Raw genomic sequence first — 24,201 nt, forward strand, 5'->3', positions numbered from 1 at the left:
TCAATAAAAAATAATAAAGAAATAGTATATTTATTAAGCCTAATCAATTGATATTTATAGATATTTTCGATGAGGTGTCAGGTGTATCAGTTGGCGATAACACCCTGATGAATATTTAATCATGCTAAAATAGCAGATAAGCAAGTTGAGGAACTAATGGTTTACTCTTATACCGAGAAAAAACGAATTCGTAAGAATTTTGGTAAGCGTCCACAAGTCTTGGATATACCGTATCTTCTTTCTATTCAACTTGATTCGTTCCAGAAATTTATTGAGCAAGATCCAGAAGGACAATATGGCTTAGAAGCTGCATTCCGTTCAATATTTCCGATAAAAAGTTATAGTGGTAACGCTGAGTTACAGTACGTGAGCTTTATGATGGGCGAACCTGTGTTTGATGTTAAAGAATGTCAAATTAGAGGGATCACTTACTCAGCACCGTTGCGCGTAAAATTACGTTTAGTTATTTATGATAAAGATGCGCCAGAGGGAACAGTTAAAGATATTAAAGAGCAAGACGTCTATATGGGCGAAATTCCTTTAATGACAGACAATGGTACATTTGTGATAAACGGTACAGAGCGTGTAATCGTATCGCAATTACATCGTAGTCCAGGTGTGTTCTTTGATAGTGATAAAGGTAAAACGCACTCTTCTGGTAAAGTTTTATATAATGCTCGGATTATTCCTTATCGTGGTTCTTGGCTTGATTTTGAATTTGATCCAAAAGATAATCTTTTTGCTCGTATTGACCGTCGTCGTAAACTTCCAGCAACAATTATTTTACGTGCATTAGGTTATGAAACAGAAGAAATTTTAGATATTTTCTTCGAAAAAACTATTTTTGAAGTTAGCAAATCTAAGTTAAAAATGGATCTTATTCCAGAGCGTTTACGTGGTGATACAGCGCTATTTGATATTGAGTCAAAAGGTAAAGTTTACGCTGAAAAAGGTCGACGTATTACAGCTCGTCACATTCGTGAGTTAGAAAAAGATAAAGTTAGCAAAATTGATGTACCAGTTGAATATATTGTTAATAAAGTTCTTGCTAAAAATTATGTTGATGAAGAAACAGGTGAGGTAATTGCTTTTGCCAATACACCGATTTCATTAGAGCTATTACTTCAATTAACGAATGCTGGATATAAAAAGATAGAAACATTATTCACTAATGATTTAGATCATGGTGCATTTATTTCTGAAACCTTAAATGTTGATTCAACTCGTGACCGTCTTGGAGCATTAGTTGAAATTTATCGCATGATGCGTCCGGGTGAGCCACCTACAAAAGAAGCAGCTGAAGCGTTATTTGATAATTTATTCTTCTCTGACGAACGCTATGATTTATCTGCTGTTGGTCGAATGAAGTTTAACCGTTCATTAGGGCGTGATGACATTGAAGGCGAAAGCGTTTTAACGAAAGATGATATCGTTGACGTAATGAAGAAATTAATCGCTATTCGTAATGGTCACGGTGAAGTTGATGATATCGACCATTTAGGTAATAGACGTATTCGTAGTGTTGGCGAAATGGCAGAAAACCAATTCCGTATTGGTTTAGTTCGTGTTGAACGAGCAGTGAAAGAACGCTTATCTCTAGGTGATCTTGATTCACTAATGCCACAAGATATGATTAATGCTAAACCAATTTCAGCAGCGATTCGTGAATTCTTTGGTTCAAGTCAGTTATCTCAGTTTATGGATCAAAACAACCCATTATCCGAAATTACGCATAAACGTCGTATTTCAGCTTTAGGACCAGGTGGTTTAACGCGTGAACGAGCAGGATTCGAAGTGCGTGACGTACATCCAACGCACTATGGGCGTGTATGTCCAATCGAAACGCCTGAAGGTCCAAACATTGGTTTGATTAATTCATTAGCAGTTTATGCTCGTACCAATGAGTATGGATTTTTAGAAACACCATATCGTCGTGTTATTGATGGTATTGTAACTGATGAAATTAACTATTTATCAGCGATTGATGAAAGTGAATTTGTAATTGCTCAGGCAAACTCAAATCTTGATGAAAATGGTCGTTTTAAAGAAGATTTAGTAACTTGTCGTTTAAGTGGTGAATCGGGTTTATATAGTCCTGAACAAATTCATTATATGGATGTATCAACTCAACAAATCGTATCAGTTGGTGCTTCATTAATTCCGTTCCTTGAACATGATGATGCGAACCGTGCCTTAATGGGTGCGAACATGCAACGTCAAGCAGTACCAACCTTAAAAGCTGAAAAGCCGTTTGTTGGGACAGGTATGGAACGTGCAGTAGCTGTTGACTCGGGTGTAACAGCGGTTGCTCGTCGTGGTGGTATAGTTCAATATGTTGATGCATCACGTATTGTGGTTAATGTTAATTCAGATGAAATATACGCCGGTGAAACAGGTATTGATATTTATAACTTAACTAAATATACCCGGTCTAACCAAAATACTTGTATTAACCAAATTCCATGTGTGGAATTGGGAGAAAAAGTTGAACGTGGCGATGTACTGGCAGATGGACCATCTACTGATTTAGGTGAATTAGCATTAGGTCAAAATATGCGAGTGGCATTTATGCCATGGAATGGTTATAACTTTGAGGATTCTATTTTAGTTTCTGAAAAAGTGGTACAAGACGACCGTTTTACCTCGATTCATATTCAAGAGTTATCTTGTATTTCTCGTGATACAAAATTAGGTGCAGAAGAAATTACGGCGGATATTCCAAACGTAGGTGAAGCAGCACTGTCTAAACTTGATGAGTCAGGTATTGTATATATCGGTGCTGAAGTAAAAGGTGGCGATATTCTGGTTGGTAAAGTGACACCTAAAGGTGAAACTCAATTAACACCAGAAGAAAAATTACTACGAGCTATTTTTGGTGAAAAGGCATCCGATGTTAAAGATACCTCATTGCGTGTGCCAAATGGTGTTTCGGGTACAGTTATTGATGTTCAAGTATTTACTCGCGATGGCGTAGAAAAAGATAAGCGTGCGATTGAAATCGAAGAGATGCAACTCAAGCAGGCGAGAAAAGATTTAACTGAAGAACTTAAAATCTTAGAAGCTGCATTGTTTGCTCGAATTCGTGATGTATTAATTTCAGGTGGAATCAAAGCGGATAAATTAGATGCTTTACCACATCAAAAATGGCTAACAATTGGTATTGCAGACGAAGATAAACAAGCTCAATTAGAACAGTTGGCTGAACAGTACGACGAAATAAAAACAGAGTTTAACAAAAAACTTGAAGCTAAACGTATGAAGATTACTCAAGGCGATGATCTACAGCCTGGCGTTCTTAAAATCGTTAAAGTTTACTTGGCAGTTAAACGTCAAATTCAGCCAGGTGATAAGATGGCTGGTCGTCATGGTAACAAAGGGGTTATTTCAAAAATTAACCCAATTGAAGATATGCCATATGATGAAAAAGGTCGTCCAGTTGATATCGTATTGAATCCGCTAGGTGTTCCATCCCGTATGAATATTGGACAGATCTTAGAAACTCATTTAGGTATGGCTGCTAAAGGTATTGGTCAGAAGATCGATGCTATGCTAAAAGAGCAGCAGGAATTAGCTAAATTACGTGAGTTTATTCAGAAAGCGTATGATCTTGGTTTAGGTGCTGCGCAAAAAGTTAATGTTGCACAATTCACTGATCAAGAAGTGATGACTTTAGCACAAAATTTACGTAATGGTATGCCATTAGCAACACCTGTATTTGATGGTGCTAAAGAGCAAGAAATTAAGGCATTACTTGAACTGGGTGACTTACCAACTTCTGGTCAAATTACTTTGTATGATGGTCGTACTGGTGAAAAATTTGAACGTCCAGTTACTGTAGGTTATATGTATATGCTCAAATTGAATCACTTAGTTGATGACAAAATGCATGCCCGTTCTACAGGTTCATACAGTCTGGTTACTCAACAACCATTGGGTGGTAAAGCTCAATTTGGTGGTCAACGTTTTGGTGAGATGGAAGTGTGGGCACTTGAAGCATATGGTGCAGCTTATACCTTACAAGAAATGTTAACTGTTAAATCAGATGACGTAAACGGTCGAACTAAGATGTATAAAAATATTGTAGATGGTGATCATCGTATGGAACCTGCGATCCCAGAATCATTTAATGTACTATTAAAAGAGATTCGTTCGCTAGGTATAAATATAGAGTTAGATGAAGAGTAATTTTTGCTAACTTAAATGATTTCTATTTATAGGGATAACTTATTAGTAATAATAAGTTATCTAATTGGTTTAACTCCATAGGAGTCAATTGTGAAAGACTTATTAAAGTTTCTAAAAGCACAAACAAAAACTGAAGACTTTGATGCTATCAAGATAGGCCTTGCTTCTCCTGATATGATTCGCTCATGGTCTTTTGGTGAAGTCAAAAAACCTGAAACAATCAATTATCGTACGTTCAAACCTGAACGTGATGGATTGTTTTGTGCACGTATTTTCGGACCAGTAAAAGATTATGAATGTTTATGTGGAAAATATAAACGTCTAAAACACCGTGGTGTTATTTGTGAAAAATGTGGAGTTGAAGTAACTCAAGCTAAAGTACGTCGTGAACGTATGGGGCACATTGAACTTGCATCTCCAACTGCTCATATCTGGTTTTTAAAATCATTACCTTCTCGCATCGGCTTATTACTTGATATGCCACTTCGCGATATTGAACGAGTGCTTTATTTTGAGTCATTTATGGTTCTTGATGGTGGCATGACTAATTTAGAGCGAGGTCAGATTTTAACTGAAGAGCAATATCTTGACGCGTTAGAAGAGTTTGGTGATGAGTTTGATGCTCGTATGGGTGCTGAAGCTATCCAAGAATTATTGCGTAATATTGATGTGCAAGCAGAATGTGAAGCTCTACGCGATGAGCTAGCAACTACTAATTCTGAAACTAAGCGTAAAAAACTAACTAAACGTATTAAGATTATTGAAGCATTTATTCAATCAGAAAACAAACCTGAATGGATGATCTTAAATGTATTACCTGTGTTGCCACCAGATTTACGTCCATTGGTTCCACTAGATGGTGGGCGTTTTGCAACATCAGATCTAAATGATCTTTACCGTAGAGTTATTAACCGTAATAACCGTTTAAAACGTTTATTGGATTTAGCTGCACCAGATATTATTGTCCGTAATGAAAAACGTATGTTACAAGAATCTGTTGACGCATTATTAGATAATGGTCGCCGAGGTCGTGCGATTACAGGTTCTAACAAACGCCCATTAAAATCCCTTGCCGATATGATAAAAGGTAAGCAAGGCCGTTTCCGTCAAAACTTGTTAGGTAAACGTGTTGACTATTCGGGTCGTTCTGTAATTACTGTAGGTCCATACTTGCATTTGCATCAGTGTGGTTTACCTAAGAAAATGGCACTTGAATTATTCAAACCATTTATTTACGGGAAATTAGAACGTCGCGGTTATGCAACAACCATTAAAGCTGCGAAGAAAATGGTTGAGCGTGAAGATGCAATTGTTTGGGATATCTTAGATGAAGTTATTCGTGAACATCCAGTATTATTAAACCGTGCTCCAACGTTACATAGATTAGGTATTCAGGCATTTGAACCTATCCTAATTGAAGGTAAAGCGATTCAATTACACCCACTAGTTTGTGCGGCATTTAATGCTGACTTTGATGGTGACCAAATGGCGGTTCACGTTCCATTAACGTTAGAAGCTCAGTTAGAAGCACGTGCGTTAATGATGTCAACCAACAATATTCTTTCACCGGCAAGTGGAGAACCTATTATCGTTCCTTCTCAGGATGTGGTTTTAGGCCTTTACTATATGACTCGTGATAAAGTTAATGCCAAAGGTGAAGGCATGGTATTAACTGGTCCTAAAGAAGCTGAAAAGCTATACCGTTTAGGCCTAGTTGAATTGCATGCTAAGGTTAAAGTTCGTATTACTGAAAGTCAACGAAATAGTGTAGGTGAGTGGGAAGATACTACTTCGATTGTTGATACAACTGTCGGTCGTGCAATTTTATGGTTAATTATGCCAAAAGGAATGAATTTCTCTGTTATTAATCAGCCTCTTGGTAAAAAAGCGATCTCTAAGATTTTAAATATTTGTTATCGCCAATTAGGTATGAAAGATACGGTAATTTTAGCCGACCAAATTATGTACACTGGATTTGCTTATGCAGCACGTTCAGGGGTATCTGTTGGTATTGATGATATGGAGATTCCAGCTAAAAAATCACAAATCATCAATGAAGCTGAAATTGAAGTTGCTGAAATCCAAGAGCAATTCCAATCAGGTTTAGTAACTGCTGGTGAACGTTATAATAAAGTTATCGATATTTGGGCTGCAGCTAATGAACGTGTTGCTAAAGCCATGATGGATAACTTATCAACTGAAAAAGTCATTAACCGTGAAGGTGAGGAAGAAGTTCAATCTTCTTTCAATAGTATTTACATGATGGCCGACTCAGGTGCACGTGGTTCTGCTGCACAGATTCGTCAGCTTGCTGGTATGCGTGGTTTGATGGCAAAACCAGATGGTTCGATTATCGAAACACCTATCACAGCGAACTTCCGTGAAGGATTAAACGTACTTCAGTACTTTATTTCTACTCATGGTGCGCGTAAAGGTCTTGCCGATACTGCATTAAAAACAGCAAACTCAGGTTACTTAACTCGACGTTTAGTTGACGTTGCACAAGATCTAGTGGTAATCGAAGACGACTGTGGCACCTTAGAAGGTGTGGTCATGACACCAGTTATTGAAGGTGGTGATGTTAAAGAACCACTTCGTGAGCGTGTATTAGGTCGAGTCACAGCTGAAGATGTATTAAAACCTGGTAGTGCAGATATCTTAATTCCACGTAATACTTTACTTGATGAAATTAAATGTGACTTACTTGAAGCTGAATCGGTAGATAGTGTTAAAGTACGTTCAGTCGTTTCGTGTGATACTGATTTTGGTGTTTGTGCAAAATGTTATGGACGAGATTTGGCTCGAGGTCACTTGGTTAATAAAGGTGAAGCCATCGGTGTTATTGCTGCGCAATCAATTGGTGAACCAGGTACTCAGTTAACCATGCGTACGTTCCATATTGGTGGTGCGGCATCGCGAGCTGCTGCTGAATCAAGTGTGCAAGTTAAAAACAAAGGTAGTATTAAATTAACTAATGCTAAATTTGTAACTAACCCAGATAAGAAATTGGTTATTACTTCGCGTAATGCTGAATTAACTATTATTGATGAATTAGGTCGAATGAAAGAAACCTATAAAGTTCCTTACGGTTCGATTTTAAGTAAAGGTAATGGTGTAACAGTTGATGCGGGTGAAACTGTTGCTAACTGGGATCCGCATACAATGCCAGTTATTTCTGAAGCAAAAGGTTTTGTTCGTTTTGTTGATATGGTTGATGGGCAAACTATTACTCGCCAAACTGACGAATTAACTGGTTTATCATCTATTGTGATATTAGATGTGGCAGAACGTACTGGTGTGGGTAAAGATTTACGTCCAGCAATTAAAATTGTTGATGCTAAAGGCAAAGATATCTATCTTGCTGGTACAGAAATGCTTGCACAATACTTTTTACCAGGTAAAGCGCTAGTACAGTTAGAGGACGGTGCAGAAATCAATATTGGTGACACACTTGCTCGTATTCCACAAGCATCTGTTGGTACCAAAGATATCACCGGTGGTTTACCTCGCGTTGCTGACCTATTTGAAGCACGTAAACCAAAAGAGCCTGCTATTTTAGCTGAAATTGATGGTATCATTTCATTTGGTAAAGAAACAAAAGGTAAACGTCGTTTAATTATCACTCCGTTAGATGGTAGTGAACCATATGAAGAAATGATTCCAAAATGGCGTCAACTTAACGTGTTTGAAGGTGAACAAGTTGGTCGTGGAGATGTAATTTCTGATGGACCTGAATCGGCTCATGACATTTTACGTCTACGTGGTGTTAATGCTGTAACACGCTATATTGTAAACGAGGTTCAAGAAGTTTATCGTCTACAAGGTGTAAAAATTAACGATAAACACATTGAAGTTATCGTGCGTCAGATGTTACGTAAAGCAACAGTTATCCATCCTGGCGGCTCTCGCTTGCTTGAAGGCGAACAACTTGAAGTTTCACGCTTGAAGATTATCAACCGTGAACTTGAGGCTCAAGGTAAAGAACCAATTGTTTATTTACACGATCTACTTGGTATTACCAAAGCATCATTAACGACTGAATCGTTTATTTCTGCAGCTTCGTTCCAAGAAACGACTCGCGTCTTAACAGAGGCAGCGGTAGCTGGTAAAAATGACGAATTACGTGGCTTAAAAGAAAACGTAATTGTTGGTCGATTAATTCCAGCTGGTACAGGTTATGCTTACCATAAGGAACGTTTACGTAAACGAGCAATGCCATCGACTGATGAGATTCAAACAACAATTTCAGCTGAAGAAGCTACAGCTAATTTAGCTGAGTTACTAAATTCAGCTGAAGAAAATCAATAGTCTCATTAGATTTGATTCATAAATAGCACGCATAGCGTGCTATTTTTTTATATGATGACTAAAAGTCATAAATATAAAAAGTATAGGCATGTATGTTGTAATGAATCGTCTTTACCTTTCACAAGAGAAAATAGAAGAAAGCTATGCGCTGTTTTCTACAGAGTGGATGTCTAAAGTGGATTTTAAAGCTTAAGTTAATTTTGCACAATTTGCTCATAGTCTTCATAATATAAATAGCTAAGTATAAAAAGATTAATTTTTTAAATATTAAAAAAATCAAATAAAATCAATAGCACACCTGAGCGTTTTTGGAAAAATAAACTAATTTTTTAATTTTTACCTATTTTTTACAATGTTTGAATATTATCCTCAATGTATAAATGACAGTATTATCTAATTAATCAAATTATAGAAATTGTATTCCTAGATTACACCATGAAGTGCAATTCTTCTTAACTCCTTAGAATAAAAATCGGCAGGGCTTTTAAACTTATGCCGTTTTCTTGGGCGTGTGTTCAATAGATATTGTATTTTCTTTATCTGTTTGTCGTCAACTAATGAAATGGCCGCTGACTTAGGTATAAACTGACGTATTAAGCCATTGGTGTTTTCATTTGTGCCTCTTTGCCAGCTTTTATAAGGCTCCGCAAAGTACACGGTAGTATTTAAATAATGCTCAATAGCATGATGATAATTAAATTCGGTTCCATTATCAAAGGTGATGCTTTTAACCATTTTTTTAAACGGCGTTAGCAATTTTATTATCATATCTCTCGTTTCGGAGGCGGTACGTTGATTGAGGCGCCCAATTAATACTAGCCCTGTTTTGCGTTCAACTAATGTCACCAATGCTTGCTTGTCTTTACGGCTAATAATCGTATCTCCCTCCCAATGTCCTCGTGTTTTCCGGCTTTCTACATAACTTGGACGTTGTTTAATTGACCGTTTATATCGGCGGTCTCCTTCTTTAATACTCGGCGCCTTGCAATGCCGATAAGCTTTGCCTTTTCGCCTTAGATAAGGTTTGAATTGTTCATAGCGCGCTTTATTTTGATAAAGATAGTTATAGATTGATTGGACGCTGACTTTCTTTAAACGTGCAGCAATCTGCTCTGGGCTGTAATAAAGCATGAGGTATTTTTCAACTTGGCGCCATACTGAAGACGCTATTGGCTTACCATTACCGCTGTTTTTTCGCCTTTTCCTAGCTAGGGTTGCCGCATCATGTGCTTGATAGGCTTGATTAGGTTTTGAGTTTCTTTTTATCTCTCGACTTATTGTCGAAAGATGTCTATTGAGTAGCTGGGCTATCTCTTTTTTATTCTTTCCGGCTTGTAATAATACGAAAATCTGGTATCTTTCCTTCCTAGAAAGGTGATTATAATACATAGCAATCTCCTAACTGTGGTGGTGCGAAGGTGCTAGTATAAATCACCTTTCTACTTTCTTCACTCCACCGTGTTTAAAATTGCACTTCATGTTTGAATCCAGGATTTTTAAATGTATTTGTGAAGGTCGGGTTTTATGATCTAAATCACAAAATTGAACATAGATTTAATCAATAAATAGTTGTATCAAGAGTAACAATTCTTGCTTATTGCTGTATTTAGCAAACTTTATAATAAATTTCCTCTTGCAGACGGAAAAATTCTCTATCCACATTAAGCCTTGATTGATTTACGCTTATTCTATCCAATTCAAAAAACAATAAGAGATATGTATTAGCTATGAACCCAATAAAATTTCGAATGATCGAGGATAATTTAGAACCAGAGTTAGTTACTGAACAAACCATTACGATCATTAATAGTTGGTTAGTACAGCATCAAATCATACAAAATGATGTTCAAAAAGCGATGTTATTTTCACATGTAAAAGCTATGGTTGAAAGGGCCAAAACATTAGAAACATTACCTGAAGTCGACCCTGGGTTATTTGATGAACTTTCAGAAGAATCTTTAGAACTGGCAAGAAAAACAATAAACTTATTTGATAATTTACCGATAGAAGAAGCATATTTATTGGCAGTTCATTATGAAGTAGCTAAAGCAAATTAAACGATTACTAGACAAGTAAAAAACAATAATTAATAGGAGAAATATTATGGCAGAAGTAGTCATTGTTATCGGCGATAGAATGGGAAAAGGGCAAAAAATTGCGGAGGGAATTAATTCAGTAGAAGGTTGTCGTGCAATCGTCATTCCTGGTATGGCTGCAGATATGAAATTAGGTGATGTAATGAATAAAGAAAATGCCGATTTGGGTCTTTCATTTTGTGGTAGTGGTGGAGCTGGTGCTATTACTGCACAAAATAAATATGGCTATTCACAACGCCATGGTATGCGATCAATTGAAGAAGGTGAAACAGCTATCAATGACGGCTGTAAAGTTCTTGGTTTTGGTTTTATGGACACGGAAGAATTAGGACAACGTGTAGCAAAAGCATTTCTTAAAAAATATCCACGTTCATAAACGGTAAATAAGAATGAAAAAAACAGAACAGATACTTGTTAGAGTAAAAGGTCATGGTGATTCTAAGCAGCGAGCTTTTGCTATAGCTTTAAGTCAGGTTCAGAAAGAAGTACTCAAAAACACTAATAATATTATGTTGCGAATAGAACCAATTGACATTCAAGTTGTATCAGCAATAGAAAAGATAACAACAGAACGTTTTTTGTTTATCTTTTTACCAAGGAAAAAGACATTTTATGAAATCACGCTTGATGTATCTGTTAACTTAATTTTTATTGATTTAAATGATATTAAATGTACATCAAAATAACATAACGTAAAAGGGAAGTTATGGAAATTTTAATTATTGCATTCAAGTCTATTATTATCGGTGGACTTTGTGGTTTTGGGGTTGGTGCGGGAGCTGCTCGAATGTTTCATGCACCAACTTATCAAGGGATGGGAGCGTTTCGGACATTAGGTGAACTTAATTCTTGTGAAGGTGATCCTGCAGCGCACTTTTCATTTGGTTTAGGGTTCTTTTTTAATGCGTGGGCTTCATCGGTTGCTGCTGGTTCTTTTACTCAAGACGTCGATCATCGCATCATCCCTAACTGGGGTGGAGCTTTATTGATGATAAAAAATCGTAATCTTGCAGAAACCTTACATGATCCTAAAAAAATGGCATTTGCTTGTGCATTTATTGGGATGATTGTGGTGCTATTTTTAAATACAACTACTTCGGTTATTCCTGATTCGCTAAAAATTACTGCAACGAAGGTTCTTGTTCCTGCCGCTAACTTGCTAGTTGCAACTGTTATGCCCGTTATTTTCTGGTTAGCCGCTCTAGATGCAGGGCGTCGTAGTGGATTTTGGGGAACGTTATTTGGTGGGCTTGCACAATTAATTATGGGCAATGCAGTACCTGGGTTGGTGTTAGGTATATTGATTGGTAAAGGTGTAGATGATAGTGGCTGGAACCGTGTGATGAAAATCATGTTAGTTGCTGTCATTATTTTATTTGTTATGAGTGGATATTTCCGTGGTTTTGATTTGAAGATGATTAACTCGTTTAGAGATGGTTTATCTTATTGGTTTAAATAATATAGGGACACATTATGAATACACAAACAATGGTCAATAAAAGTTTTTGGTATGCCGATTGGTCTTTCCCTATCATTTGTGGGCTATTATCTGCCGGTATTTTTGCTGGAACGCATACATTCTATGTGTACGGTATTGGTGCATTTAATGAAATTGCATTTGTTGCTATGCTCAAATCAGGAATGACCACTGGCGATTATGGCGCTGTTGCGGCTTTTGGTGCTAGTTTTTTATTTGCTCGTGTTATTGAAGGTTCCTTGGTCGGCATTTTAGATATCGGTGGTGCATTGCAAACAGGTATTGGGCTTGGTGTACCTGCGTTACTGCTAGCTGGCGGCTATACTTTACCTGTTGAAAATTTTTTTGCAGCGTTAGCAACTGGATTGATATTAGGTGTGCTTATAGGCTTAATTATTATTATTATCCGTAAATTCACTGTCAATAGTGGTGGTGGTTCGACTTTTGGTGCTGATGTCATGATGGGGGCAGGTAATGCATCAGGACGATTTCTTGGTCCTATGATTATTTTATCTGCGATGGTTGCTTCAATTCCTATTGGTACCGGTTCATTATTGGGGGCGCTACTTTTTTATGTATGGAAAAAACCAATCACAGGTGGAGCTATTTTAGGTGCTATGATTTTTGGTGGTATATTTCCAATTTTATAATATTAGTTATTCCCCTCTGTAATTTATTAAATTGCAAAGAGGGGATTCGGAATAAATTATGTATGATTTAATTATAAAAAATGCCAAACAAATTGATGAATCAGTAACAGATATTGCTATTCATCATGGAAAGATTGTTGCGATTGCTAGTTCTATTACAGACCAATCTGAGCGTGTCTTAGATCTACAAAATAAGCACTATGTCAGTGCCGGATGGATTGATTCACACACCCATTGTTTTGCTCGTTCACCTATTTATCATGATGAGCCTGATTTGATCGGCGTTAAAGCTGGTGTTACCGCGGTTGTTGATGCTGGTAGCATTGGAGCTATCGATGTAGATGAGTTTTATCAATTAGCTCAGCAAGCAAGTACACATGTTTACTCTTTCTTAAATATTTCTAAAATCGGGTTATTAAGGCAAAGTGAACTGGCCGATTTACAAGATATTGATTTATCATTATTTGATGCGGCATTAGCTAAGTATCCCGATTTTATTATTGGGATCAAAGTGCGAATGAGCCGTAGTGTAGTAGGTGGAAATGGCATTTTACCCTTAATTAAAGCTAAAGAAATGCAAAAAAAGAGTGGTTTACCTTTAATGATCCATGTTGGCAATAATCCTCCAGAGCTTGATGAAATTGCTGATTTGTTAACAAAAGGTGACATTATTACACATTGTTTTAATGGTAAACCCAATCAAATCTTTGATAAACAAAATAAACTGCGTGGTTCAATTAAACGAGCAATTGAACGTGGTGTGATATTGGATGTCGGTCATGGTGGTGAAAGTTTTAGTTTTTCAGTAGCAGAACGAGCTAAATGCTTAGATATTTATCCTAATACTATTAGCTCTGATATTTATTCTAAAAACCGTTTACAGGGACCAGTTTTTAGTCTGGCTAATGTGATGACAAAGTTTATCTGTCTTGGTTATAGTCGAAAAAGAATCATTGATAGTGTGACGAAAAATGTGGCACAAGTTTTGCGGCTTAAAAATAAAGGTGTTTTATCGGTTGGTTATGATGCAGATTTGACTATTTTTGATATTAGACAGCAAACAGTTTCATTATTAGATTCAGAAGGTGAAGTTAGACAAAGTGATGAGCAATTTGTTCCTCTAGCCTCTATTGTTGCTGATGAGAAAAACCATTTGATACGAATTGAAATAACAGAAGAAGGTAGTAAAAATGAGCTCAGAATCTCAAACTGAAAAAGATGTTTACAGTAAATATAACCTAAAAAAGGTAATTAATGCATCAGGACGAATGACAATTTTAGGTGTTTCAACGCCAAGGCCTGAAGTGGTCGATACTGTATCCCATGGGCTAAATGAATATTTTGAAATTAAAGATTTGGTTGATAAAACAGGCCAATATATTGCTAAATTGCTTAATGTTGAAAATGCGGTGGTAGTATCATGTGCTTCTGCTGGTATTGCCCAAGCTGTTGCTGGATTAATTATTAAGGATGATCACGATTTATTATTTAATTTACATTCATCTGACAAATATGTCCCCCGTGAAATCATTGTTCCTAAAGGTCATAATGTTAATTTTGGTGCACCAATTGGCACAATGGTTTCTTTAGGTGGAGGGATTATTGTTGAAGCTGGTTATGCCAACGAGTGTAAGGCTGAGCATATTGAATCACTAATTAATCCAGATACTGCCGCAATTTTATATATTAAGTCACATCATTGTGTACAAAAAAGTATGTTGTCGGTTGCACAAACAGCAGCAATTGCAAAAAAACATAATGTCCCATTAATTGTTGATGCAGCGGCAGAAGAAGATTTACAAACTTATTATCAGCAAGGCGCAGATTTGGTTGTTTATAGTGGTGCTAAAGCAATCGAAGGGCCAACTAGTGGTTTGGTTATTGGTCGTCATCAGGCGGTGGAATGGTTAAAACTACAATCACAAGGTATTGGCCGACCAATGAAAGTAGGAAAAGAAGGTATTTTAGGATTAACAAAAGCTATTGAACTTTATATTACTGATAAAAAGACTGAAACAGGACAGCAAATGGTGACTAAAATGACGCCATTTATTGAAAGCCTAAATACACTTAATGGAGTATCAGCCAGAGTCGTTTGGGATGGCGCAGGACGTGATATTGCGCGTGCAGAAATAACGTTTGATGCAAGTGTAATAGGTAAATCTGCAATTGAGATAGTTGACCTGATGAAAAAAGGCGAAATAGCAGTGTATTTCAGAGAATATAAAGCCAATGAAGGTAAAGTTGATGCCGATGTGCGTAGTGTAACATCAGCCCAACTCGATATTATTTACAACAAAATCAAAAATATTATTCAAGGAGCAAAATAATGCAACTGACTCCAAATTATTATAATGATCGTGTTTGTTTAAATGTTTTAGCAAATTCAATCGATAATGCAAAAGAGATTTATGAAGCGGCACAAAATCATGTAGTTGTTGGTATCTTATCTAAAAACTATCCAGATAATGATTCGGCGATTGCGGATATGCAAAAATACGCAGCAGCTATCGATAATGCCATTTCTGTGGGGCTTGGTGCAGGTGATCCAAATCAGTCAATTATGGTGTCTGAAATTTCAGCGGTACTTCAACCACAGCATATTAACCAAGTTTTCACTGGTGTTGCAACTAGCAGAGCATTATTAGGGCAAAAACAAACTGTTATTAATGGTTTAGTTTCGCCGACAGGTAAAGTTGGTTTAGTTAATATTGCAACTGGACCTTTAAGCTCAAATTCGCCAGCAGGAGTTATTCCAGTGGAAACAGCTATCGCTTTACTGAAAGATATGGGCGGCAGTTCAATAAAATATTTTCCTATGGGAGGTCTAAAACATAAAGATGAATTTGAGTATGTGGCTAAGTGTTGTGCTGAGTACGATTTCTATCTTGAGCCGACAGGTGGAATTGATTTAGATAATTATGAAGCAATTTTAAAAATTGCCTTAGATGCAGGTGTAAAAAAAATTATTCCACACATCTATAGTTCTATTATTGACAAAGCGACTGGTGCAACGCGAACCAATGATGTCAAACAACTTTTAGCTATCACACAAAAACTAGTAGGATAAATGATGTCATCTAAAGTGCTTTTCTCTTATCAGCGATTAGCGTATTTATTTGATACTATAAAAAAGGAGATACTACCTCAGCAAGAGTTAGCTAATCGCTTTTCAGTATCTACTCGCACAATTCGTACTGATGTTTCAGCACTTAACGATGTTCTACGTAGTTATGGTGCTCAGGTTGATTATACTAAAAATGTAGGATATCAACTTGTAGTAACCGATCCTGTCAGTTATGCTCAATTGCCTATTACTCAAGCACTTGAGCAAGTGCCAAGAACTAGTAAAGAAAGGATTTCGGCTTTATTGATTGCTTTTTTAACACAGTCCAATTCTGTGAAATTGGATGATATCGCTGATGAGTGGTTTTTAAGTCGCAGTACTTTACAAAATGATGTTATCGAGGTTAAACAATATTTAGATAAGTACAATTTATCTCTTGAAAATCGCCCTTATTATGGGATGTACTTAGTTGGCGAGGAGTCATCAATTCGAGCGTGTTTAACTGATATATTGTGGCAACGTCATATGGCAGAAGATACTATAAACGTAAACAGGCTTCGTCAGACGATATTAAATGATATTGATTTAGATTATCTTGAAAAGATTTTACAAAACCAACTTGAACGTTTTGAACTAAAGTTAAATGCTGAAGGACAGGGATATTTGCTTTACAGTTGCGCTGTATCTATCACTCGTATTACTCAAGGTTATGAGCTGTTTGAATATCAAGTTGATCAAATTAATACAACAGTTATTAGTGCTGCACGTGAAATTTCAGAAGAGTTTTCATATTTTTTAGGCAGTGTACTTTGTGATGCGGAATTTAATTATCTGTGTGTACAAATTATTTCTCGAATAATAACAGAATCCCCAAATCAAGCAAAAAGTTTGGCGTTAGTTGAGCATATATTATCTTATATTAATGATACATATCACTATAATTTATGGGATGATACTAAATTACGCCAAGATATGCTGATTCATACGTCATCAATGTTATCTAGGATAAAATATCAAATAAGAACAACCAATCCTTTATTGCATGAAATTAAACAATATTATCCATTTGCTTATGATATTACGCTTTCTGCATTAACTAATACAGAAAAGTACACTGAATCAAAAATGACAGAGGATGAAATCAGTTATTTAGCCTTACATATTGGTGTTGCATTGGAGCGAAATTATAGTGCAGGGCATGAAAGATTTGCACAAATTCTATTAGTTAGTGAGCTCAGTAACTCAACTTTGCGTATGGTTGAATCAAAAATTAAGAGAGATTTTCCACATATCCAAATTAACCGTACACTTTCCTATCGAGAGTATGAGCAATTAACACAGATAGAAGAGGATTTTGTTGTATCAACTGTTCGCTTAACCGAAAAAGACAAACAAATTGTCAAAATAGCACCATTTCCGACAGCTTATCAGCTTGAACAATTAGGGCGATTGGCAATGGTTGATAGAAAAATGCCTTATATTATTGAACGTTTTTTTGATGAAAAGTTTTTTATTATTATTGATAAACCAGTGACACAAAAAGAGATTTTTAAAAGTATTTGTGTAAGGCTTGAACAATCAGGATATGTTGGTAGCGATTTTTATCCATCAGTTGTTGAGCGTGAAAAAATAGTCTCTACATTATTAGGTGAAAATATTGCTATTCCTCATTCAGTTGGATTGTTGGCAAGAAAAACTGTAGTTACGACTATTTTAGCACCACAAGGTATTGTTTGGGATAAAAATGAAGTTGCACATGTTATTTTTTTATTAGCAATTAGCAAAGATGAATATGAAGATGCTATGCGAATATATAATTTGTTTGTAAATTTTGTCAAAGAAAAGTCTACCAAACGTTTATTAGATAGCAGAACTTTTGATGATTTTCGAGCGATTATGAAAGATAGTTTGTGTCGATTATCATAATAAATGAAAAGACCAAAATAACTACTTTTATACTGAAATATGGGTGTTTTCTGAAAAAACTTTACAAGAAAAAAATAATCATTAACAAAATGAATATTAAAGTAATAATCAATAACTCAAACAAATTATATTGTGTGATCCCATTGACGAAACCTTGATTTAAAGGTAATATGCGCGCCTTATGGCATTGTGTGGTTTTTAACTACACTAAAAAAATTTTTTAAGGTAGTATGCATATCTTATGCAAAATAAATTACCATTTACTATTGACCCGATTAAATCGGCACAAAAACGACTTGATTATATTGGATATTATCCACTTCAAGCGGTAAATAGGGTTGATAGCCCAAAAAGTGATATTGAGTGTAGTTTGTCTTTTTATTATGATGAACAAAAACTCTGCATTATCAATATTGATGCAAAATTAACGTTAGAACAAACTTGTCAACGTTGTTTTAAACCTTTTGTCACTGAAGTTCATGTGACGAATAAATTTAGTCCTGTTAAGAGCGATGCTCAAGCAGAGACGCTACCGGAACATTATGAACCCGTTTTGATGAACGAGTTTGGTGAAGTAGATATATTAGCGTTACTTGAGGACGAAATTATTCTCTCGTTACCAATTGCGCCGGTACATGATAGTAAACACTGCGAAGTGTCAGAGGCAGATATGGTATTTGGTGAAATTCCTACTGAGAATGAAAAAACAAATCCATTTGCAATTTTAGTTAGTTTAAAGAATAAGGGGTAAATCCATGGCTGTTCAACAGAATCGTAAAACTCGTGCAAAACGTGGTATGCGTCGTTCTCATGATGCATTAACTGTTGCTAATATCTCAGTTGATGAATCAGGTAAAACACATTTGCGTCATCACGTAACCGCTGATGGTTATTATCGTGGTCGTAAAGTGATTTCTAAATAATTATTTAGTAATTAGAAATCCTCAGGTGACATTTTGGATAATCTAACCATTGCGTTAGATGCTATGAGCGGGGACTTCGGTCCTCGTATTGTTGTTCCTGCTGCAATACAAGCACTAAATAATTATCCAACTCTTTCAATTTTTCTGGTAGGGTGTCTAACAGAAATCAATCTTTTTTTGCCTAAAGAAAAAGCAAAGTTAATTACTCAATACCAACAAGAAGGTCGATTAATGTTGATAGAATCGACATCAGTAATAGCTAATGATATGAAACCTTCTTATGCAATTCGTCATAGTCAAGGATCTTCTATGAGAATTGCGCTTGAACTAGTTAAAGATAATAAAGCTCAAGCATGTGTAAGTGCTGGTAATACTGGTGCGTTAATGGGGCTGTCAAAACTACTTTTGCATTCATTGACGGGTATAGATCGTCCTGCACTCGTTGCTATAGTTCCAGCATTAAACAATCAAAATACAGTAGTATTGGATTTAGGAGCTAATGCTGAGTGTGATAGTGATATGTTAGTTCAGTTTGCGATAATGGGTGAAATTTTAGCTAAAACAGTGCTTAATATTGAATATCCTCGTGTTGCATTACTTAATATTGGTGAAGAAGACATTAAAGGTTTGGATAAAATTCGTGCGGCTTCTGCTATTTTGAAATCAAATAACAAAATTAATTATATCGGTTATTTAGAAGGTAACGAACTTTTAACGGGTAAAACCGATGTACTTGTTTGTGATGGTTTTGTGGGTAATGTAACGTTAAAAACAGTAGAAGGTTTAATAAAAATTTTTATGTCTTCTTTTAAATTATCGTTAGGTCATCATTCACTATTATTGAAATTATTGAGTAAATGGCTACAAAGGAAAATTGCAAAAAATTTTGGTTATTTAGATCCCGGACGATATAATGGTGCTTGCTTGCTTGGACTTCGAAGTATTGTGATTAAAAGTCACGGTAGTGCCAATCAAAAATCATTTTATGCAGCAATAGAACAAGCTATTTTGGCTATACAAACAAATATACCTGAGAAGATTGCAACGAGCCTTTCTTCCGCACTACCCAAGAGCGAATAATTAGATGTATACAAAGATATTAGGAACTGGGAGTTATCTTCCAAAACAGATAAGAACTAATGCAGATCTTGAAAAAATGGTTGATACCAGTGATGAATGGATCACAACGCGTACTGGTATTAAAGAAAGACGTATCGCAGAGCCAGATGAAACAGTAACGAGCATGGCTTATGAAGCTGCTATAAATGCAATTGAAATGGCCAATATCGATAAAGAAGAAATCGGTATGATTATTGTTGCAACAGCAACTTCGGGCAATGCATTTCCAAGTTCTGCAACAGAATTACAAGCTAAATTAGGTATTGGTGATGTCGTTGCTTTTGACGTGTCAGCTGCTTGTTCTGGGTTTATTTATGCGCTTGATATTGCTGACAAATATGTTAAAAGTGGTGCAATTAAATATGCTTTAGTTGTTGGTTCTGACATGTTAACCCGTGGTGTTGATCCAAATGATCGAGGCACCATTATCATTTTTGGGGATGGTGCAGGAGCGGTTGTTGTCGGCGCATCAGAAGAACCAGGTATTATTGCTTCGCATCTTCATGCTGATGGTCGTTATGGTGATTTATTAAAATATCCATATGTTGATCGCCGTAATATGAATGATCCTGTTTATATGACAATGCATGGCAATGAAGTGTTTAAAGTGGCAGTTAAAGAACTGTCAAATTTGGTTGACGAGCTTTTAACTGAGAACACGCTCAATAAAGCAGATTTAGATTGGTTAGTTCCGCATCAAGCTAATTTAAGAATTATTTCTGCAACCGCAAAACGCTTAGATATGGATATGAATAAAGTTATTGTCACATTAGATAAGCAGGGCAATACTTCTGCTGCTTCTGTGCCTTGTGCTTTAGATACTGGTGTAAGAGATGGACGAATTCAACGAGGTCACCTAATTTTATTAGAAGCCTTTGGTGGCGGATTTGTTTGGGGATCTGCACTAATTAGATTTTAGTTTATGAAGTATTTTTAATGATCAAGGATTTAATAATGACCAAATTTGCAATGGTATTTCCAGGACAAGGCTCTCAAGCTGTCGGTATGTTAAAAGATCTTGCTGATAATTTTCCGATTGTCAAATCAACATTTGATGAAGCTTCTGATGTGTTAGGTTATGATTTGTGGGATTTAGTACAAAAAGGCCCAGTTGAAGAACTAAATAAAACATGGCAAACACAACCAGCACTACTTGCTTCATCTGTTGCAATATTTAGAATCTGGCAAAGTGTTAATGGCACTCAACCTGATTTTATGGCTGGTCATAGTTTAGGCGAATATTCTGCTTTAGTTTGTGCAGGCGTGATTGAGTTTAAAGATGCGATTAAATTAGTCGAATTACGCGGAAAATTAATGCAAGAAGCCGTGCCAAGCGGCACAGGTGCAATGTATGCTATTATTGGATTAGATAACGAATCAATTAGCAAAGCATGTGAGCAAGCGGCTCAAGGGCAGATTGTTGCGCCAGTGAATTTTAATTCGCCTGGTCAAGTAGTTATTGCTGGTAATAAAGAAGCTGTTGAACGTGCAGGCTCACTATGTAAAGATGCGGGTGCTAAGCGTGCATTACCGCTTGCTGTTAGCGTGCCATCACATTGTGCATTAATGAAGCCAGCAGCTGACAAATTAGCGACTACATTAAACGATATTGAATTTAACACACCAAAGTTTGCTGTTATCAATAATGTCGATGTTAAAGTTGAAACATCTGCAGAAAAAATCAAAACTGCATTAATTGCTCAGCTTTATAGCCCTGTACGTTGGACTGAAACTGTTGAATATATGGCAAAACAAGATGTAAAAATTTTAGTTGAAATGGGTCCTGGGAAAGTATTAACGGGATTAACTAAACGTATTGTTGATACACTTTCTGGTCTTGTGGTTAATGATAAAGTATCATTAGAAACGGCATTAGAAAACACAAAGTAAAATGGTAAAAGAGGTGGTTATGAACCTATCAGGAAAAATTGCTTTAGTTACGGGAGCAAGTCGTGGAATTGGTAAAGCAATTGCAGAAAAGTTAGTTGCTTGTGGCGCAACTGTTATTGGTACGGCAACAACAGAAAAAGGTGCTGAAGCTATTAGCCATTACTTAGGATCAAATGGTAAAGGTCTTGCTTTAAATGTGACAGATGAAACATCAATTGAGTCGGTTATTAGTGCAATTAAGACTGAATTTGGTGATATTGATATTTTGGTTAATAACGCAGGTATTACTCGTGATAATTTATTAATGCGAATGAAAGAAGACGAATGGCAAGATATTTTGAATACAAATTTAACATCTGTTTTTCGCTTATCTAAAGCATTATTGCGCACAATGATGAAAAAACGCTATGGAAGAATTGTAACCATTGGCTCAGTAGTAGGCACAATGGGAAATGCTGGCCAAGCTAACTATGCTGCAGCTAAAGCTGGGTTAATTGGTTTTAGTAAATCATTAGCACGTGAAGTTGCATCACGAGGTATTACTGTTAACGTGGTTGCACCTGGTTTTATTGCAACTGATATGACTGATGCATTAACAGATGAACAAAAATCTTTAACATTAGCACAAGTTCCTACTGGACGATTAGGTGAACCAGCAGAAATAGCTAATGCAGTAGCATTTTTAGTATCAGATGAAGCATCTTATATTACTGGTGAAACTTTACATGTCAATGGCGGCATGTATATGGTGTAATTGGTTAGAATAGTGTAAAATGAGCCATTATTTTAACGGTTTGAACAAAAACTAAGCAATTGGGTTGGAAAATGATTGGCATCTTTTTCAACATTTTATAAACTTACATTCACCGCCACTTTCGGCGATTTTTATAGGAAAAAAAAGAGTATGAGCACTATTGAAGAGCGAGTTAAGAAAATTATTGTTGAGCAACTTGGTGTAAAAGAGGAAGAAGTTAAAAACGAATCTTCTTTCATTGAAGATCTTGGCGCTGACTCTCTTGATACAGTTGAATTAGTTATGGCTTTAGAGGAAGAATTTGATACTGAAATTCCTGACGAAGAAGCTGAAAAAATTACAACTGTTCAATCTGCAATTGATTATATTACTGCAAATCAATAAGGTTAGTAGAGTTTTTATGATAGGCGGTCAAATGATCGCCTAGTTTGTATTTATATCTTTAATTATTAACTTAAAAACAAGTCGGTATAAATCTTTAGAAAACTCAAAATAAAAATTTTCAATGATTCAAATTTCATTTCAATCCTTTCCTGGAGGGCAATGTGTCTAAACGCAGAGTTGTTGTTACTGGAATGGGCATGATATCTCCTGTAGGTAATACAGTTGAATCCACTTGGCAAGCTTTGTTAGCTGGGCAAAGTGGTGTTGAACTCATAGAGCACTTTGATACAGCCCCTTTCGCAACGCGCTTCGCAGCGATGGTTAAAAACTTTAATGGCGAAGATTATAATATTTCACGCAAAGATGCACGTAAAATGGATTATTTTATCCAATATGGCATTGCTGCAGGTATGCAGGCAATGCAAGATGCAGGCATTGAAATCACGAATGAAAATGCAGAACGAATCGGTTGTGCTATAGGTTCAGGTATTGGTGGGCTTGGGTTGATTGAAGAAAACCACAGTGCATTAGTAAATGGTGGACCACGCAAAATTAGCCCGTTTTTTGTACCATCAACAATTGTTAATATGATTGCGGGACACTTATCTATTATTTATGGATTAAAAGGACCGAGTATTACTATTGCAACAGCTTGTTCTTCAGGTGTTCATAATATTGGTCATGCTGCACGCATGATTGCTTATGGTGATGCAGATGCTATGTTAGCGGGTGGTGGCGAAAAAGCGAGTACTCCATTGGGTATTGGTGGTTTTGGTGCAGCTCGTGCTTTATCAACTAATAACGACAATCCTAAAGCAGCAAGCCGTCCTTGGGATAAAGACCGTGATGGTTTTGTGTTGGGTGATGGTGCAGGAATCATGTTCTTAGAAGAATATGAACACGCCAAAAAACGCGGAGCTAAGATTTATGCTGAACTAGTTGGATTTGGTATGAGTGGTGATGCTTATCATATGACTTCGCCTCCAGCCGATGGTAGTGGTGCGGCCTTAGCAATGAAATGTGCACTTCGTGATGCAGGTATTGCTCCAGATCAGGTTGGTTATATTAATGCTCATGGTACATCGACCCCCGCTGGTGATAAGGCTGAAACCCAAGCGGTAAAAAGTATTTTTAAAGAAAATGCTAGCAAAGTGATGGTGAGTTCAACTAAATCTATGATAGGGCATTTATTGGGTGCAGCTGGTGCAGTTGAGTCAATTTTCACTGTCCTAGCATTACGTGATCAAGCTGTTCCGCCGACAATTAATCTTGATAATCCTGATGAGGGGTGTGATCTTGATTATGTTCCTCATACAGCGCGTCAGGTTAAAAATTTAGAATATGCACTTTGTAACTCTTTTGGTTTTGGCGGAACCAATGGTTCGGTACTATTTAAAAAAATATAATTTTTAATTATTCTCC

At 36.3% G+C, this 24,201-nt stretch carries 20 protein-coding genes; 19 read left to right on the plus strand and 1 reads right to left on the minus strand.

Features of this window, described 5'->3' with window-relative positions; all coding sequences use genetic code 11:
• The first annotated feature begins 156 nt into the window (after positions 1–156).
• Positions 157–4,185 (plus strand): DNA-directed RNA polymerase subunit beta, encoded by a 4,029-nt coding sequence (gene rpoB, locus A9G44_RS04500; RefSeq protein ID WP_065609391.1) that lies wholly within the window; start codon positions 157–159, stop codon positions 4,183–4,185.
• A gap of 90 nt (positions 4,186–4,275) precedes the next feature.
• On the plus strand, positions 4,276–8,493 hold the full coding sequence (gene rpoC / locus A9G44_RS04505) for a DNA-directed RNA polymerase subunit beta' (protein WP_065609393.1): 4,218 nt from the start codon (positions 4,276–4,278) through the stop codon (positions 8,491–8,493).
• 423 nt (positions 8,494–8,916) lie between these two features.
• Here the strand turns inward: rpoC and A9G44_RS04510 are convergent, their stop codons facing one another.
• The gene (locus A9G44_RS04510; protein ID WP_065609395.1) at positions 8,917–9,882 is read right to left on the minus strand and encodes an IS30 family transposase; all 966 of its coding nucleotides are present in this window, start codon (positions 9,880–9,882) and stop codon (positions 8,917–8,919) included.
• Positions 9,883–10,220: 338 nt separating this feature from the next.
• On the opposite strand from A9G44_RS04510, the gene A9G44_RS04515 reads away from it, so the two are divergent.
• The 17 genes from A9G44_RS04515 to fabF all read left to right on the plus strand — a co-directional run bounded on the left by A9G44_RS04515 (position 10,221) and on the right by fabF (position 24,185).
• Positions 10,221–10,550, plus strand: coding sequence for a hypothetical protein (locus tag A9G44_RS04515; RefSeq protein WP_051634154.1), 330 nt, complete (start codon positions 10,221–10,223; stop codon positions 10,548–10,550).
• A gap of 46 nt (positions 10,551–10,596) precedes the next feature.
• On the plus strand, positions 10,597–10,965 hold the full coding sequence (locus A9G44_RS04520) for an SFCGS family glycine-rich protein (RefSeq protein ID WP_034910428.1): 369 nt from the start codon (positions 10,597–10,599) through the stop codon (positions 10,963–10,965).
• A 13-nt stretch (positions 10,966–10,978) separates the two neighbouring features.
• On the plus strand, positions 10,979–11,275 hold the full coding sequence (locus A9G44_RS04525; RefSeq protein ID WP_065575124.1) for a DUF4312 family protein: 297 nt from the start codon (positions 10,979–10,981) through the stop codon (positions 11,273–11,275).
• A gap of 20 nt (positions 11,276–11,295) precedes the next feature.
• On the plus strand, positions 11,296–12,048 hold the full coding sequence (locus A9G44_RS04530) for a DUF4311 domain-containing protein (RefSeq protein WP_034910435.1): 753 nt from the start codon (positions 11,296–11,298) through the stop codon (positions 12,046–12,048).
• Positions 12,049–12,077: 29 nt separating this feature from the next.
• Complete coding sequence (locus A9G44_RS04535; RefSeq protein WP_065609434.1) at positions 12,078–12,716, plus strand: DUF4310 family protein; 639 nt, start codon at positions 12,078–12,080, stop codon at positions 12,714–12,716.
• Positions 12,717–12,774: 58 nt separating this feature from the next.
• Positions 12,775–13,929: an amidohydrolase/deacetylase family metallohydrolase gene (locus tag A9G44_RS04540; RefSeq protein WP_065609396.1), complete on the plus strand. Its 1,155-nt coding sequence runs from the start codon at positions 12,775–12,777 to the stop codon at positions 13,927–13,929.
• Positions 13,907–15,046, plus strand: coding sequence for a DgaE family pyridoxal phosphate-dependent ammonia lyase (locus tag A9G44_RS04545; RefSeq protein ID WP_034910441.1), 1,140 nt, complete (start codon positions 13,907–13,909; stop codon positions 15,044–15,046). Before A9G44_RS04540 ends, A9G44_RS04545 begins: the two co-directional genes overlap by 23 nt.
• Positions 15,046–15,786, plus strand: coding sequence for a 2-dehydro-3-deoxy-phosphogluconate aldolase (dagF, locus tag A9G44_RS04550; protein WP_065609398.1), 741 nt, complete (start codon positions 15,046–15,048; stop codon positions 15,784–15,786). Before A9G44_RS04545 ends, dagF begins: the two co-directional genes overlap by 1 nt.
• Before the next feature lie 3 nt (positions 15,787–15,789).
• The gene (locus tag A9G44_RS04555) at positions 15,790–17,709 is read left to right on the plus strand and encodes a BglG family transcription antiterminator (RefSeq protein ID WP_065609400.1); all 1,920 of its coding nucleotides are present in this window, start codon (positions 15,790–15,792) and stop codon (positions 17,707–17,709) included.
• A 241-nt stretch (positions 17,710–17,950) separates the two neighbouring features.
• Complete coding sequence (gene yceD / locus A9G44_RS04560) at positions 17,951–18,460, plus strand: 23S rRNA accumulation protein YceD (protein WP_065561382.1); 510 nt, start codon at positions 17,951–17,953, stop codon at positions 18,458–18,460.
• A gap of 4 nt (positions 18,461–18,464) precedes the next feature.
• Entirely contained in the window at positions 18,465–18,632 is a 168-nt protein-coding gene (rpmF, locus tag A9G44_RS04565; RefSeq protein WP_025316508.1) for a 50S ribosomal protein L32, read from the plus strand.
• A gap of 33 nt (positions 18,633–18,665) precedes the next feature.
• Positions 18,666–19,712 (plus strand): phosphate acyltransferase PlsX, encoded by a 1,047-nt coding sequence (gene plsX, locus A9G44_RS04570; RefSeq protein WP_081298000.1) that lies wholly within the window; start codon positions 18,666–18,668, stop codon positions 19,710–19,712.
• Positions 19,713–19,716: 4 nt separating this feature from the next.
• The gene (locus A9G44_RS04575) at positions 19,717–20,670 is read left to right on the plus strand and encodes a beta-ketoacyl-ACP synthase III (protein ID WP_065609403.1); all 954 of its coding nucleotides are present in this window, start codon (positions 19,717–19,719) and stop codon (positions 20,668–20,670) included.
• Between the two features lie 35 nt (positions 20,671–20,705).
• Complete coding sequence (gene fabD, locus A9G44_RS04580) at positions 20,706–21,641, plus strand: ACP S-malonyltransferase (protein ID WP_065609405.1); 936 nt, start codon at positions 20,706–20,708, stop codon at positions 21,639–21,641.
• 19 nt (positions 21,642–21,660) lie between these two features.
• Positions 21,661–22,395, plus strand: coding sequence for a 3-oxoacyl-ACP reductase FabG (gene fabG, locus A9G44_RS04585; protein ID WP_034910493.1), 735 nt, complete (start codon positions 21,661–21,663; stop codon positions 22,393–22,395).
• Positions 22,396–22,545: 150 nt separating this feature from the next.
• Positions 22,546–22,779, plus strand: coding sequence for an acyl carrier protein (gene acpP / locus A9G44_RS04590; RefSeq protein WP_034910452.1), 234 nt, complete (start codon positions 22,546–22,548; stop codon positions 22,777–22,779).
• A 161-nt stretch (positions 22,780–22,940) separates the two neighbouring features.
• Positions 22,941–24,185, plus strand: a complete 1,245-nt coding sequence (gene fabF, locus A9G44_RS04595; RefSeq protein ID WP_034910454.1) for a beta-ketoacyl-ACP synthase II — start codon at positions 22,941–22,943, stop codon at positions 24,183–24,185.
• Positions 24,186–24,201: the final 16 nt, after the last annotated feature.

The sequence above is a fragment of the Gilliamella sp. Occ4-3 genome, assembly GCF_001690675.1.
Classification (GTDB): domain Bacteria; phylum Pseudomonadota; class Gammaproteobacteria; order Enterobacterales; family Orbaceae; genus Gilliamella; species Gilliamella bombi.